9 protein-coding genes, 1 tRNA gene, 1 rRNA gene and 2 other annotated features are annotated in these 12,562 nt (G+C 45.2%); of the genes, 4 read left to right on the top strand and 7 right to left on the bottom strand.

Going from position 1 to position 12,562, the window contains the following annotated elements; translation table 11 throughout:
• Positions 1 to 814: GTP cyclohydrolase II RibA (gene ribA, locus F6K20_RS01240; protein ID WP_287293423.1), on the top strand; the 814-nt coding region annotated here is incomplete at its 5' end.
• A gap of 165 nt (positions 815 to 979) precedes the next feature.
• Here the strand turns inward: ribA and rrf are convergent.
• The 4 genes from rrf to F6K20_RS01220 all read right to left on the bottom strand — a co-directional run bounded on the left by rrf (position 980) and on the right by F6K20_RS01220 (position 5,142).
• Positions 980 to 1,097: ribosomal RNA gene (gene rrf, locus F6K20_RS01235) — 5S ribosomal RNA — on the bottom strand.
• Between the two features lie 73 nt (positions 1,098 to 1,170).
• Positions 1,171 to 2,039: a sequence feature (23S ribosomal RNA rRNA prediction is too short), on the bottom strand.
• A gap of 27 nt (positions 2,040 to 2,066) precedes the next feature.
• Positions 2,067 to 2,362 (bottom strand) — a sequence feature (23S ribosomal RNA rRNA prediction is too short).
• 116 nt (positions 2,363 to 2,478) lie between these two features.
• Entirely contained in the window at positions 2,479 to 3,648 is a 1,170-nt protein-coding gene (locus F6K20_RS01230; protein WP_008187137.1) for an RNA-guided endonuclease InsQ/TnpB family protein, read from the bottom strand.
• A gap of 12 nt (positions 3,649 to 3,660) precedes the next feature.
• The gene (locus F6K20_RS01225; RefSeq protein ID WP_008187139.1) at positions 3,661 to 4,308 is read right to left on the bottom strand and encodes an IS607 family transposase; all 648 of its coding nucleotides are present in this window, start codon (positions 4,306 to 4,308) and stop codon (positions 3,661 to 3,663) included.
• Positions 4,309 to 4,635: 327 nt separating this feature from the next.
• Positions 4,636 to 5,142 carry a DUF2808 domain-containing protein gene (locus tag F6K20_RS01220; RefSeq protein ID WP_008187141.1) on the bottom strand — a complete coding sequence of 169 codons (507 nt, stop codon included), beginning with the start codon at positions 5,140 to 5,142 and terminating at the stop codon, positions 4,636 to 4,638.
• A 229-nt stretch (positions 5,143 to 5,371) separates the two neighbouring features.
• Here F6K20_RS01220 and F6K20_RS01215 point away from each other — a divergent pair, with 229 nt between their 5' ends.
• The gene (locus F6K20_RS01215; protein ID WP_287293420.1) at positions 5,372 to 6,760 is read left to right on the top strand and encodes an AAA-like domain-containing protein; all 1,389 of its coding nucleotides are present in this window, start codon (positions 5,372 to 5,374) and stop codon (positions 6,758 to 6,760) included.
• Positions 6,761 to 6,882: 122 nt separating this feature from the next.
• Here F6K20_RS01215 and F6K20_RS01210 read toward each other — a convergent pair.
• Positions 6,883 to 6,955 (bottom strand) — tRNA-Ala (locus F6K20_RS01210).
• Between the two features lie 455 nt (positions 6,956 to 7,410).
• On the opposite strand from F6K20_RS01210, the gene trhO reads away from it, so the two are divergent.
• Positions 7,411 to 8,244 carry an oxygen-dependent tRNA uridine(34) hydroxylase TrhO gene (trhO, locus tag F6K20_RS01205; protein WP_287247710.1) on the top strand — a complete coding sequence of 278 codons (834 nt, stop codon included), beginning with the start codon at positions 7,411 to 7,413 and terminating at the stop codon, positions 8,242 to 8,244.
• A gap of 683 nt (positions 8,245 to 8,927) precedes the next feature.
• On the opposite strand, the gene F6K20_RS01200 is transcribed toward trhO, so the two are convergent.
• Positions 8,928 to 9,590, bottom strand: a complete 663-nt coding sequence (locus F6K20_RS01200; protein ID WP_008187144.1) for a class I SAM-dependent methyltransferase — start codon at positions 9,588 to 9,590, stop codon at positions 8,928 to 8,930.
• Between the two features lie 356 nt (positions 9,591 to 9,946).
• On the opposite strand from F6K20_RS01200, the gene tftA reads away from it, so the two are divergent.
• Positions 9,947 to 11,302, top strand: a complete 1,356-nt coding sequence (gene tftA, locus F6K20_RS01195) for a hormogonium tapered terminus morphoprotein TftA (RefSeq protein ID WP_008187147.1) — start codon at positions 9,947 to 9,949, stop codon at positions 11,300 to 11,302.
• Positions 11,303 to 11,361: 59 nt separating this feature from the next.
• Here tftA and F6K20_RS01190 read toward each other — a convergent pair whose 3' ends face one another.
• A complete protein-coding gene (locus F6K20_RS01190; protein ID WP_008187150.1) occupies positions 11,362 to 12,132 on the bottom strand; it encodes a hypothetical protein in 771 nt (256 codons plus the stop codon).
• Positions 12,133 to 12,562 lie beyond the last annotated feature (430 nt).

Here is a 12,562-nt window from a genome sequence, read left to right as displayed (position 1 = left end):
TCTGAAAATGATTGAGAATTCCAGTGAGGGAGTCGTGGTTTATTTGCGGCAAGAAGGCCGAGGGATTGGTTTGGTGAATAAGTTGAAAGCTTATTCCTTGCAAGATATGGGACTGGATACCGTAGAAGCAAATGAACGTTTGGGATTCCCGGCTGACCTGCGAGACTATGGCATGGGAGCACAAATTCTCAATGATTTAGGAGTTAAGAAAATTTGCTTGATTACCAATAATCCTCGGAAAATCGCTGGTTTAAAAGGTTATGGATTGGAGGTAGTCGATCGGGTACCATTGTTGATTGAAGCTAATGACTACAATTCTAGCTATCTGGCAACTAAGGCACAGAAGCTGGGTCATTTGCTGTTGCAGACCTATTTAGTTACGGTAGCGATTCATTGGCAAGACCAGCCCCAGCAGGTGACAGAACGTTATCAGCGTTTAGAAAAGCTAAGGTCTCTAGCTCATAGTCAGAACTTATTATTGCAGGAGGAGTCACGACCTGTAGCGTCCGCAGTTTTTGAGAAACCTGCTTTAATGGTACACTTAGGGTTTGATCAGCCTGAGCTAGCAGCACTAGATTGGTACGAATCTAGTGACCATCCCTATGTTAATGCGATCGCTAATATTTTAGACAGCGTGATTGAATGGCCTGAGCTAAGATGCCTGGAATTTCTAGTCTCTTCTGGACACGATCCACTGACTAGTTTACAAATACTCTTAGACCGAGAGAAGTTTCCCTTGACTAAGCGACCATCTTCAGTGTGTGAGAATTTAACGACTCAGAAAATTTATAGTTTTGATCGCTCCATGGAGTAATATCAATTATTGCTTTTAGTCATTAGTTATTACTTATTTGTTAACCCAACACCCATGCTAATGATTTAATCTCTTTTAATTTCTTTGGTTGCTTGATATAGAAAAAGCCTCTTGCCAGTTTAGACAAGAGGCTTTTTCTATTAACTATTATTAAAATAATATATATCCTGGCACTGAGCTATTTTAGCAGGCAGCTACCCACCAACTATCTTCGCCGCAGCTACGTTTCACCTCCGAGTTCGGGATGGGGTCGGTGTGGTTCCGTAGCGCTATAAGCACCAGGAAGTGGTTAGAACCATTAAGATTGCATAGCTAGTGTTTCAAAGCCAAATTGTCTTTAATTTGTGGTCAAGCCCTCGGTCAGTTAGTACGTCTCGGCTTCATCTATTACTAAACTTCCACCTAACGCCTATCAACAGCTGTTCTTACTGTGACCTTACCTCCTTAACAGAGTGAGAGTACTCATCTTGAGGTGGGCTTCCCACTTAGATGCTTTCAGCGGTTATCCTCTCCGCACTTGGCTACCCAGCGTTTACCGTTGGCACGATAACTGGTACACCAGCGGTGCGTCCCTCCCGGTCCTCTCGTACTAAGGAGGGCTCCTCTCAATACTCTTACGCCTGCACCGGATATGGACCGAACTGTCTCACGACGTTCTGAACCCAGCTCACGTACCGCTTTAATGGGCGAACAGCCCAACCCTTGGGACGTACTTCCGCCCCAGGTTGCGATGAGCCGACATCGAGGTGCCAAACCTCCCCGTCGATGTGAACTCTTGGGGGAGATCAGCCTGTTATCCCTAGAGTAACTTTTATCCGTTGAGCGACGGCCCTTCCACTCAGTACCGTCGGATCACTAAGGCCGACTTTCGTCCCTGCTTGACTTGTAGGTCTCGCAGTCAAGCTCCCTTCTGCCTTTGCACTCTTCGGCTGATTTCCAACCAGCCTGAGGGAACCTTTGCGCGCCTCCGTTACCTTTTTGGAGGCGACCGCCCCAGTCAAACTGCCCACCTGAAACTTTCCCCGAACCGGCTTACGGTCTCGGGTTAGAATCCTAGCTTCGTCAGAGTGGTATCTCACCGTCGGCTCCCATGCCCCCACGAGGGCATGTTCTTCACCTCCCACCTATCCTGCGCAGACCAAGCCCGAACCCAATCCCAGGCTACAGTAAAGCTTCATAGGGTCTTTCTGTCCAAGTGCAGGTAGTCCGTATCTTCACAGACATTCCTATTTCGCCGAGCCTCTCTCCGAGACAGTCTCCAGATCGTTACGCCTTTCGTGCGGGTCGGAACTTACCCGACAAGGAATTTCGCTACCTTAGGACCGTTATAGTTACGGCCGCCGTTCACCGGGGCTTCGGTCGCTAGCTACGGTTTCCCTCACCAGCTTCCTTAACCTTCCGGCACTGGGCAGGCGTCAGCCCCCATACTGCGTCTTGCGACTTCGCGGAGACCTGTGTTTTTGATAAACAGTCGCCTGGAGCTCTTCACTGCGACCACCTCTCGGTGGTACCCATTCTCCAGAAGTTACGGATTTCTTGGGCATAGTTAGGTCTGAATCCTACACTTCAATTATACTCTAGCGCTAGTAAAATGTCAATGTCCGAATTGTGGTATTAAATACCGATTTATCCCTATTTTTAGGGGTCTAAATGCGAGGCTACTTCTAGTCCACAGGCGTTTGATCGATTGCCATCGACAGTGTTCTGTTACCGGGTTCCCAACGCTCTATGTTAATCGCTGCGTTCAAATCCCGGTCTTCAATGTTTCCACAACTGCCACACACATAAACTCGTTCCCTCAACGGCATATCCTGTATGTGGTCACACTTGTGGCATGTTTTTGAACTGGGAAACCACCTGTCTACCAGGGTTAGTTTGAACCCGTGGAATTCTTGCTTGTAGGTCAGCAACTCTGAGAACCGATAGAATCCCAGTAAGGCGATGGCTTCAGCTAACTTGTGATTAGCCAGCATCCCAGACAGGTTCAAGTCCTCAATCTTGATTTCTTGATAGGTCTGCGCTAACCTGGTGGTTTCCTTTTGCAAAAAGTCCTCTCTGATGTTCCCAATGTGTTTGTGTTGCTTCCTCAGTCTTTGATAGTATTTCTGAGCATTCTGACTGGGTTGGGTCTTGGTCTGACCGTTGCCTAACACCTTTTTACGATTGCGCCACTGTAGCAACGATTGCTTGATTTTCGCTTTCTTGATCGATTTGGGCATTTCAATCTTGGTGCGATCGGACAAAGTCGCAAAACACTTAACACCTAGGTCAATTCCGACTTTTTGCTGAGTGTGTTTCATCGCTGGCATTGGGCAAGCATCGACAAAGAACGATACGAACCAGTTATCTGCTTCTCTTGAAATGGTAAATGTTTGGGAAATGCAATCGTAAGGAATAGCCTCCTTTAATCTGAACGTCCCCATTGTTGGGATGTTGATGGTCTTCCCAGCTTTTACCAGCCGTTTTCCGTTTGAATCATCAACGGTAAAACTGCACTGATGGCGTTTCTTCTTGAATGTAGGCATTTGAGCTTTAATCTTTGGGTCACGCCACCAACTAAAGGCTTTAGCTAGATTCCGAAACGCATTTTGGTAAATCCGAGCTGGATACTTATTGCACCAAGCAAAATCAGGATTCTTCTTAGTCACATTGGTGAACACCTTCTTAATTGTGTTCAACCTCTTGGAATCGGAAGCTCTGATGTCTTCAAACTCCCATGATGATTTCATAATTCCCAGTCCGTAGTTATAAACGAACCGAGAGAACCCCGCACATTGAGATAGCCAGTTGGCTTCGGAGTTGTTGACTTTGAGTTCGCGCTTGATTCCAAACATGGGAGTTTCGACCTAAACTTGTACTTCCATTTCTACTTTCGCACAATCGTCGGGACTATCAAGGTTTTTGTTGATTTTTTCTTGAATCGCTTGGAGATACCGACGCAAACCGTACAGCCGACAACAGAAGCAGTGGATGATAGCCATGAGGTCTTCCAGCATCTCCTGCTGGGGACTAAGGAATTCATTGTTGGTCACGATCATCTCGCCATCGGAGTACTTGGCTAACTGAAGAATCAGGTCAAACGCAAACCTACATAATCGGTCTTTGTGAGCGACGATGATGGTAGAGACCTGCCCGGAAAGCATACGGAATAGTAGATTGAGGAATTTCTTACGTTTGAAGTTCATACTCCCACCAATTTCTGGGATGACTTGATCGATTTTGAGACCAGAGGCATTACAGAAGGTATCCATAGCTTTAACTTGGTTTTCCAGGTCTGGTCTTTGAGAAGGAGATGATACCCGGCAGTAAACGACAATAGACCGTTTCATATAATCGGGTAACAACCCTTTCAATTCGTTGATATGTTTCTGGGTGTAAACTCGGTGGTTTCCTAGTGTCCTGTCTGCAACCAATTTTCCCGATGCATCCCATCGTTGAAGGGTTCTAACCGAGACACCAGCGATTTTGGCAAATTGGTGAGGTCTGTAATGCATAATACTAGACAAGTATGTAGAAGTTTGTCTAGTATTGTCAATAATTTAACGACTAAATCTCAACTCCTTTGACAACATCCTCAAGTACTTGGGTCAGATATCGAAAGACACAGAAATTCGGGGACTTTGGATCAAGGAACTTGGGTTAAAGGAACAGGGAATAGGTCAGAATAATTGACGCAAGCAATATCATAAAAATACTAATGGTGCAAGGTCTAACCAAACAACCTTTAACAAAAAAACCTTCAACTTTCAACCAAACAACCTTCAACCTTCAACCTTCAACCTTGGCCTATTGGCCACGCTACGCGAACAACCCTATTGACTCTAGTCATTCAAGACCGGCTCCAGCAACATTGCCGTACCCACAGGAAAGGGATAGGATATATTTTCGGTCAGAGCAGACACTCGATAAAGCATCGCTCCCCCTTCTCGATTTTGTTCTACCCCATCCATCACAATGCGCAGGACATTGCCTGGTTTAACAGGTTCATTCAAGGTCACCGTAAGAGCCATACCACCTTCAGGACTCTTAGACACTGCTGTGGTTGCTGCCACTCTCTCACCAAACTGATTAGTAACCGTTGCTTTACGAACACCAGCCAGATTGGTGCATTCAATCACAACAGCATTTATTGGAAACACAGCCACACCAACGGTAATAAAATGCCTATCCCCTGCAGCTCCAGCAATTCCAGCGCTGGCAACATAGGGAGCATTCGGCACAAAACCGGCTTGAGCCTGAGCCACTGGTACCAGACTAGGGATGGCAATAGGCAGCACAGATGCAGCGAATGCTAGGGCTGAAACTGCTCCGAAAACTTGTTTTTTCATCACTCAATCGTCTTGGGATACCAGACTTAAACAACGTTGAGTTGATTTTAAAGAAGACCTATGGAAATTGTCTGCCTGAAAAAATCGGGAATTTGACCTAGATTGGAGTGGGCCATCTGCTGGTCAGAGTCGTAAAAAATTGGAAAAAATTGCTTGATTGCACGGAAATTTTGGCAATTCTATGTCAAAGTAAAGCTAGTGTTTGGTGTGTTGGCTTTCAACCTAGTCAATGATGGCAGACGAAGCCCTAGCTGTTTTGGACACAATTTTGCCCGATTACTCCTTCAGTAACCTTCAAGAGACCGTCTTCTGTGAAGTTTGGGAAGGGAAGACTTACGCTGAGATTGCGGAAAGCTGCGGGTATGAGCATAGTTACATTAGAGATGTAGGATTCAAACTTTGGCAACGTCTCTCTGTGGCTCTCAAACAAAAAGTTACCAAAAGTAATGTCCGGTCAGTTTTGAGGCGGTACTCCCGAGCTCAGCTATCCTCTCTAGGGATTTATAGCTATCACGACAGGATCAAAAGCAGTTTCGGTAATTCCCTATACCCTGCTCTGGTACCAGAGCTAGACTTTCCTAGTGGTCCGGTACCACTAAACTCCAATTTATACATCGAACGTCCTCCTATTGAAGCGCTTACCTACGCAGAAGTTAGCAAACCAGGTAGCCTGATTCATATTAAAGGCCCCAGACAGAAAGGAAAGACTTCCCTAGTGCGAAGGATTGTGGCTTATGCCAAGAAGCAGGGCTTTCGTACTGTTACTTTAAGTTTACACCGAGCTGATTCCCAAGTTTTCACCAACCTGGATAAGTTCTTACGTTGGTTTTGTGCCAACGTCAGTCGGCAATTGGGTTTATCCCTCCAACTCGATCACTATTGGGATTCTGACATTGGCTCTAAGGTCAGTTGCACCACTTACTTTGAAGACTATTTGCTAGAGGAAGTCGATAGGCCAATTGTTATTGCTTTAGATGAAGTCAATCAAATTTTTGAGTATCCAGAACTTTCTAGGGATTTTCTGTCTTTGCTACGCTCTTGGTATGAGGATGCTAGGGAACTGGAAATTTGGCAAAACGTAAGATGGGTGATAGCTCATGCTACAGATGTATATGTGCCACTAAAACTTAATCAGTCTCCCTTTAATGTTGGCCTAGCCATTAAACTCCCAGAATTTACCAATGAGCAGGTGCTAGACTTAGCCCAGCGTCATGGTTTGGATTGGGCAAAAGGTGACCAAGCCATCAAACGTCTTGCTCCTTTAGTGACTATGGTAGGTCGTTGTCCCAGTTTAATTCGTCTTGCCCTGTATCATCTCACCAAACAGGATCTTAGCTTAGAACAATTACTAGAGCAAGCCCCAACTCAAACTGGAATTTATAGTAACTATTTGCGTTACTATCTAGCCGCTTTGTTACCCCATCCTGACCTAGTCGCTGCCTTTAAGGAAGTAGTCATGGCGACAGAAAGTGTGGAATTAGAAGCGCTCACTGCCTATAAATTGGAAAGCTTGGGTTTAATAAGAATTCGCGGTAATCGAGCCACAGCTAGTTGCGAACTATATCGTCTATTTTTTAGAAATCAATTTCTCAATGGAATCAGAGTTAGTGGTAATTAGTGATTAGTTATGGTAAGCATTAAGCTATCAGCTATCAGCTATCAGCTATCAGCCATTAGCCTTTATTTTGTTTCTACTCTAAAGCCTACCCTAGCCACCAATCTACCAATAGATACATTTAGTGGAGGTAAGCGGACTCGAACCGCTGACATCCTGCTTGCAAAGCAGGCGCTCTACCAACTGAGCTATACCCCCAGGTAAATACAACTTAAGCTAAATCAAGCTTAGTTTATCAATCGCACTTTTGTTATTATACAACATCCAAGTGGAAAGTCAAGCAAGATAGCCAAAAAATTTTCCCATAGCACGATTTATCTGGCATGATTGTCAGGGGGGTAATGGCTAAAACCCTGATCCAATCAAGATTTTAGATTTAGCGATCGCGTAGCGTGGGCGTAGCGCAATCGCAATCGAGCATTTCTGCCATCCACTCAGAGCAAAGCACCATTTACAACTGTCAGTTCAGGTAATCAGGTCATAGAGTAATCGGGTGATGGGCTATCACCAGTGACCGCAACAGTAAACCGCAAAAGTACTATGACCATAGCAAGTTACTGCGGGGTCTTACCATACGCCAATATAGTAAATAGTGAGGCACTTTCCGACTCAGGACTCAAAACTCAGCACTCTTTTCACCCCTTAACCGGATCATGACCCAGGTAGTTGCAACATTTTACAAATTTGTCAGATTGCCAGACTTTGCCGATAAACGACCCTCCTTACTAGCCCATTGTCAAGCTCAAGGCATTACAGGAACGATTCTCCTCGCAGCAGAAGGCATAAATAGCACAATCGCAGGCTCCCGTCAAGCCATTGATTCTGTCCTAGCCTTTCTCCGTTCCGATCCCCGTCTGGCCGACCTAGAGCATAAAGAATCCTACACTGACTCCCCCCCATTCAACCGCCTCAAAGTCCGGTTAAAGAAAGAAATTGTCACCATCGGTTTGCCAGAGGTTGACCCCAATCAGAAGGTAGGTACTTATGTTAATCCCCAAGACTGGAATGCTCTAATTTCAGATCCAGACGTAGTCCTGATTGACACTCGCAATACCTATGAAGTAAATATCGGAACCTTCAAAGGTGCCCAAAATCCCCATACTGACTCATTCCGACAATTCCCTGATTATGTTCGCCACCACCTCGATTCCACCAAAGACAAAAAAGTAGCCCTGTTTTGTACAGGGGGTATTCGCTGTGAAAAAGCCTCATCGTTTATGTTGAGTCAAGGTTTTAAACAGGTGTATCATCTCAAAGGTGGCATTCTCAAGTATTTAGAACAAGTCCCAGAAGACGAAAGTTTATGGGAGGGGGAGTGCTTTGTCTTCGATCAACGGATTGCTCTCAAGCACAGCTTGGAAGCTGGAACCCACCATATGTGCTACGGTTGTGGAAATCCAATTTCCCAAGCTGATCTCAATTCCCCTAAATATATCAAAGGTATTTGTTGCCCTCACTGTTTTGATGATTTCATCAAGGAAGCTTAAGCATCAGCGGTCAGCGGTCAGCGGTCAGCGGTCAGCTGAAGTAACTAAGATTAAACCAATGCTTACCTGTTTGATTAAAAAGCACCTCAACTAGCCTGCGCCTAGCGCATTAGCTGATACGCGACACGCTGATAACTGATAACTGATAGCTGATACGCGACACGCTGATAGCTTCTTACCAAAAATTTTGGGTTTAAAGCCCCGTCCTTATAGGACGGCTTTTCTTTAAACTTTATCTTGACAATTTGTGATAGGTGTGCTATAATAAAAATATAAACAATAAAGTAGAAGACTAGATAGATACTATCTAACAATAAGTAGACAACGTAAAAAATATGTATCAGATACATATTGCGTAATTTGGTCTAACGACTTAAACGTCTATGAAAAATTTAGATAAAAAAAGTACCTATCTATCTAATATAAAAAAAAGGTACGGTGGGGTTAGAAGTTACCGTAAGAAGAGTGGAGCCTTTAAGGTTAGTCGGCTATGCATAAAAGGGTTAAAACTTTATGATTAAGGCTCCACTCTTCTAAGGTTTCGTCTCCGGCACACCGGAACCTGGATATGAAATGATCTAAACGCTCGGGGAGATTTGTCCTCTACTGTTCCTGGTTACGACCTGGCCCACGCAAGACGAGTCGTTGATCCAAGAATCCCCGTTCTTACAGGACGGGGAGTGTCAATTCTTTAGTGCTAGGGTCAATCCATCAGCAATTGGTACCAAACTAAGGTTTACCCGTTGGTCTTGATAGAGCTTTTGATTAAATGCTCGAATTGCCTTAGTTATGTTATCGACTACCTCAGGATCCGCTACTCGCCCCGACCATAAAACATTATCCACAGCAATTAGTCCACCATTACGCACCAGTTTCAGTGCCTGCTCGTAATAGTTTTCGTAGTTCCGTTTATCGGCATCAATGAAGGCAAAATCAAATGTACCTGCCTGTCCCTCTTTCAGCAACCTATCCAGAGTGTCCAGTGCTGGCGCAATTCGCAGGTCAATTTTGTCAGCTACTCCAGCTTGTTGCCAGTAGCGACGTGCGATCGCAGTATACTCCTCACTGATATCACAAGCAACCACCAGGCCCTCTGGTGGCAAAGCTAAGGCTACAGCTAAAGCACTATAGCCTGTAAATACCCCCACCTCTAGAGTTTTCTTGGCTCCCATCAACTGCACGAGTAAGGCCATAAACTGCCCCTGTTCAGGAGCTATTTGCATCCTAGCCATAGAATGCTGTGCTGTTTCCAGCCTAAGCTGGGTCAAAACTTCTGGCTCTCTTACAGAAACACATTTCAAGTAGTCGTAAAGCTGGTTGTCTAGTCCAAAGGTTTGATTCGCCATTGATATATAGTTTGCTAAAAGCTATGATTTTCCGGGTGTTGCTCAAGCTAAGCAATCATACTATTCATTGTTTATTATTCGTAAGCACTCAGCCGTCAGCTGTCAGCCGTCAGCTTATTTTATTCAAAAGCATCAATCACTGTGCCCACAGGCTTTTGGCTAATAGCTGATACGCGACACGCTGATGCCTGAATGCTTACTATTATTCATCCATCCATTTTGCTGTGGTTATTGCTTGCTATTGCCTATTGGTGGGATGATTTGTCCAGTCCAACTTCCCCTAGCCATAGGGAAACTAAATCCTTATCCTGGAGAGAGCAAGTGCTCAATTAAGGGCTAAGGGCAAAAAGCAAGACATGGGACGTATATTTATTTCAGCAGGTCACGGTGGCATGGAACGTGGTGGTCGTGACCCAGGGGCGATTGCCGGTGGGACAACGGAAGCCGAAGAAATGATTCGGCTGCGAGATCTGGTGGTGCCAGAATTGCGATCGCGTCGGTTTGAAGTATTATCTGTTCCTGATGAATTGAGTTTAAAGCAGACAATTCAATGGATTAATGACCGTGCTCGTTTTGGTGATGTAGCGTTAGAGATTCATGCTGACGCCTTTTCCAATCCTAACATCCGAGGTGCCTCTGCCTTCTACATTTTCAATAACACTGAGCGCAAGAAGCATGCTGAACTAATGCTGCGCTATTTGATCACACGCCTTCCTGAACTGCCGAATCGAGGAGCAAAGCCTGATACGGACTCAGGTGTTGGCCGTCTTGCCTTTTGCCGTGATGTTATCCTTCCCTCCCTACTGCTCGAAGTTGGCTTTTTGACTAATCCCCAAGACCGTGCTCTGCTCCAGAATCGACGTCGTGACATGGCCAGAGGCATAGCTGATGGACTTGCCCAATGGAGTAGTTTGATTTCTGGTGAACAACCACCCGATGAATTCAATCCCGTTTATCCCATCATTGATATTAAAATCAATAATCAGACTTACGATGATCGAGGTGTTCTAATCAATAGCAATTCTTACATTCCCATTGACCTAGCCGATCGCCTAGGAGTGGATTTGACCACCGCCGAGAATGTCCGTCGTGTGCAATATCGGGGAGTCGTTTATGTTAAGGCCATTGAACTAAGGGATTATGACATCTTTGTCGGTTGGGATACTGCCACCCGCACTGTGATTTTGCGCTCAATTTCCCAGAAAATCTGTCCAGGTCTGATTGACCGGATCATGGGTCATGGTAGCACCTCCGAAGTCCAGTTACAGATATTTCTTAAAAACAATAATCAGAACGCCCTGACTGAGTTTCCTGACCTACCTAGGCTCTATCGAGAAGAAGCCTCCGTAGAGGGAGTCAACTATGACATTGCCTTTTCCCAAGCTTGTGTAGAAACTAACTTCCTACGCTTTAGCGATCGCCTTAGACCTGAGCAGAATAATTTTGGTGGTTTGGGAGCAGTGACTAGTGATGAAGAAGCGACTTTTCCTAGCGCTAGAATTGGAGTACGTGCCCATATCCAACACTTGAAAGCCTACGCCAGTCAGGAACCCCTAGTCCAACCCTTGGTCGATCCCCGGTTTCGCTTCGTTACCCGAGGGATTGCTCCCTTAGTTGGGCAGCTCAGTGGACGCTGGTCAGCTGATTTAGATTACGGTAAGCGAATTATCGCCGTTGTCAGGCGTTTATATGAAGCATCTAACTTGGTTTAATCCCGATTCCCGATTACCGATTCCCGATTCCCGATTCCCTGCCCGTAGCGCTATAACTGCTAAGCTGTCTTGAAAAACCGAATAATTTCTCGGACATTATCCAGAAATTGACTATCTGTAGTTAATTGTGCGATCGCATTTTCAGAATCCCGAGCTAAACGTTGGTGTTCCGCATTGTTATTAGCTTCCAGTTGTGCCATGGATGCTTCAAGTTGGGCTAAGCCTTTACGAGTCTCTTCCCAGTAACGCTGATGGGTTGCCACCCAAGAGTAAGGTTCTTGTGGGTCTAGTTGCTCTTGTAGACCTTTGACACTTCTTTCGAGAGCTTCAAAACGATTCTGTAGTTCCATTACATCTCGGCGAGGATAGGTAAACTCTTGCCGGATCATCCTTAATCGAGCTGCTAAATACTGGTAAAAACGTACCGCTGGACGCAAAGCAGTTAAAAGCAAAGCTGCTCCCGAACTGACGTAGCCCACAGCACTAATCCCAGTAGCAGCAAGCATGTAAAGACCCACAGCAGATAACACGTGAAGGGCGATTGCTACGGTTAGCGATCGCTTAGCTATCATTTTCACATAGTCTAATTGCTTCGGGTCAACCGCAATCTCATTTTCCCTGGAAGCCGACCCCTCTGCTAAAACTTCCCTAGCTTCCAAGTGGACATTCCATGGCACTGTCACAATCACCAACAGCCACCAAAAGCTAGCCACACCAATCACCCAATCCAGGAAATGACCAGTACTGATGTGCAACCATTGCAACAGCCCAAATACCAATAGGGTTAGAATTCCTAACCCAGTCCCTACACCAGCAATATTAAATAACATTCTAGCGACCTCCGACGGATTTTCAGCCTTGATCCCATCATGCTTAGAGATAACCCTCAGGCTCGAAAACCTTGTGATAGTTTCGCCAGCTTCACACTGATATTAGTGTCCTTAGCTACTTTTGCTCAAATTTTATTAATCAAAAATAAAACTTAAACCATTAGAACCAGAAACATTTAATCTGAAAGTTAATCATTATAGCTTGAAGCAGTTGTCTTAAAATTGACAAATCCTAAAAGCTCAGTACAGATGCTGAAATACACAGGTAAGTAGTGTCAATAACCCCAACCTACTGCGTTGTTCGCGTAGCGTGGCCTACGGCCAGGTTGGGGCTTGGAGAGACAACTAACTCTCCCAGGTTTGACTAGGTCATCGAGCCTCATTCTGGTACGCACGTACGGATACTTCCCCAGTCCGTACCACTGTAAGA

This window comes from Moorena sp. SIO2C4 (assembly GCF_010672485.1).
GTDB lineage: Bacteria > Cyanobacteriota > Cyanobacteriia > Cyanobacteriales > Coleofasciculaceae > Moorena > Moorena producens.
Note: the sequence above shows the minus strand (reverse complement) of the source record. Positions and strands in the feature narration are given on the sequence as shown.

Coding starts and splice junctions, on each gene's coding strand:
- F6K20_RS01230 (WP_008187137.1), bottom strand. CDS start 3,648: ATGTTTGGAATCAAGCGCGAACTCAAAGTCAACAACTCCGAAGCCAAC.
- tftA (WP_008187147.1), top strand. CDS start 9,947: ATGGGACGTATATTTATTTCAGCAGGTCACGGTGGCATGGAACGTGGT.
- F6K20_RS01220 (WP_008187141.1), bottom strand. CDS start 5,142: ATGAAAAAACAAGTTTTCGGAGCAGTTTCAGCCCTAGCATTCGCTGCA.
- trhO (WP_287247710.1), top strand. CDS start 7,411: ATGACCCAGGTAGTTGCAACATTTTACAAATTTGTCAGATTGCCAGAC.
- F6K20_RS01215 (WP_287293420.1), top strand. CDS start 5,372: ATGATGGCAGACGAAGCCCTAGCTGTTTTGGACACAATTTTGCCCGAT.
- F6K20_RS01225 (WP_008187139.1), bottom strand. CDS start 4,308: ATGCATTACAGACCTCACCAATTTGCCAAAATCGCTGGTGTCTCGGTT.
- F6K20_RS01190 (WP_008187150.1), bottom strand. CDS start 12,132: ATGTTATTTAATATTGCTGGTGTAGGGACTGGGTTAGGAATTCTAACC.
- F6K20_RS01200 (WP_008187144.1), bottom strand. CDS start 9,590: ATGGCGAATCAAACCTTTGGACTAGACAACCAGCTTTACGACTACTTG.